This window comes from Kitasatospora sp. NPDC004240, assembly GCF_053603215.1.
The window spans coordinates 1-1403 of the sequence record NZ_JBSGFD010000449.1; the positions used below are offsets into that span (position 1 = coordinate 1).

Genomic DNA, 1403 nt, shown 5'->3' on the forward strand with positions numbered 1-1403 from the left:
GAACCGCGCCCGCTCGGGGCTACCGGGGCCGTTGGCCAGGGCCTTGCGGAACCACGGGTGCGCGCTGGAGCAGTGGTTGGGGACGACGTCCAGCAGCGCGAGCCGCAGCAGCCCTGGGTCCGGGGACGCCGCCGGGGCGTCAGGCCGGTCCGCGCGTACGGCGGCGTCGGCCGTCACGGTCCCCCGTCCCGCACCGTCCGACCTGCTCCCCGGCACCCGCGTGGCGCCGGCCGCGTACTCGTGCTGCTTCATGTCGTCGACCAGACTAGACGGTGCGCGCGGCCCCGGTGGCGGCAACCGGGGGGCCCGGCCGGGCACCCACAGGTCACCTCCGCCCCACCCACCCCTACGCGCCGGTAACAAAGCCTTCCACCGGGGCGCCGGCGTCGCCTAGGGTCTGTCCGTCGGGTCCTCGCCGGGTCCGCCGAAACCGAGAGACGGACCCTGGGTTCAACGAGTGGGCCCGCCCGACCCCCCGAAGGACACCGCCGCATGAGCATCCGTACGACCGCCCGCGCCGTTCTCTCCCGCCGGCTCGGCTCCGCCACCGGGCTGCTCACCGGCTACGCGGCCGCCTCGGCGGCCCATCTGGGCGCGATCCTGGCCGGCTCCGAGGTGCTGCGGCACGCCACCAAGCCGACCCTGATGCCGCTGCTCGCCGCGCACAGCGGGCTGGCCGCCGCGGCCCCGGCCGGCCGCGCGTCGGCCGGCCCGGCGGTGGCGGCGGGCTCCGGGGGCGCGCCGGGGCTGCTGGTGCCGGCGCTGGTGGCGAGCACCGGCGGGGACGTGCTGCTCCAGCTCGGCAACGACCCGGCCTTCCTGGCCGGCATGGGCTCCTTCGCCGCCGCGCACGTCTGCTACGTGACCATGTTCGTCCGGCAGGGGGCGCTCACCGACCGGCGGCGGACCGCGCTGGTGGCGGCCGCGTACGCGGCGGCCTGGGCGGCGATAATCGGTCAGCTCTGGCCGGACCTCGGCGACCTGCGGATCCCGGTGGCCGGCTACAGCCTGCTGCTCGCCGCCACCGCGGTCACCTCGGCGGGCCTGGGGCCGCGGACCGGCCTGGGCGGGGCGCTGTTCCTGCTCTCCGACACGCTGATCGCCACCAAGCTGGCGAAGTGGCGGCAGCTGCCGGGGCATCAGTTCTGGATCATGGCGACCTATCTGCTGGCCCAGTACCTGCTGGCCAGCGGCGCCCTGCGGGCCGGCTCCCGCGAACCGGCGACCGTGTGAGCCTGTGACCGTGTGAGCGACGAGGCGCCGCCGGACACCGTCCGGCGGCGCCTTCGCACCACGCCACTCCCCGGCCTCAGAAAGTGTTGGGTAATCGGATGATTACTGGTTCTTGAGGTCGTCGGCGAGGCGGCGGGCTGCTTCGGTCTCGATGGGGCCGCGCGGTTCAA

Annotated in this window: 2 protein-coding genes; one reads left to right on the top strand and one right to left on the bottom strand. The window is 75.5% G+C overall.

Annotated features, from left to right (window positions below; translation table 11 throughout):
* Positions 1-252, bottom strand: a 252-nt coding sequence (locus tag ACWEQL_RS42435; RefSeq protein ID WP_452156979.1) for a hypothetical protein, incomplete at its 3' end; no start/stop codon positions are given.
* Between the two features lie 240 nt (positions 253-492).
* Between ACWEQL_RS42435 and ACWEQL_RS42440 the strand changes: the two genes are divergently transcribed.
* The gene (locus ACWEQL_RS42440) at positions 493-1233 is read left to right on the top strand and encodes a lysoplasmalogenase (RefSeq protein WP_452156981.1); all 741 of its coding nucleotides are present in this window, start codon (positions 493-495) and stop codon (positions 1231-1233) included.
* Positions 1234-1403: the final 170 nt, after the last annotated feature.

Bases quoted from the DNA above. Each gene is read 5' to 3' on its own strand.
- ACWEQL_RS42440 (WP_452156981.1), top strand. From the start codon at position 493: ATGAGCATCCGTACGACCGCCCGCGCCGTTCTCTCCCGCCGGCTCGGC.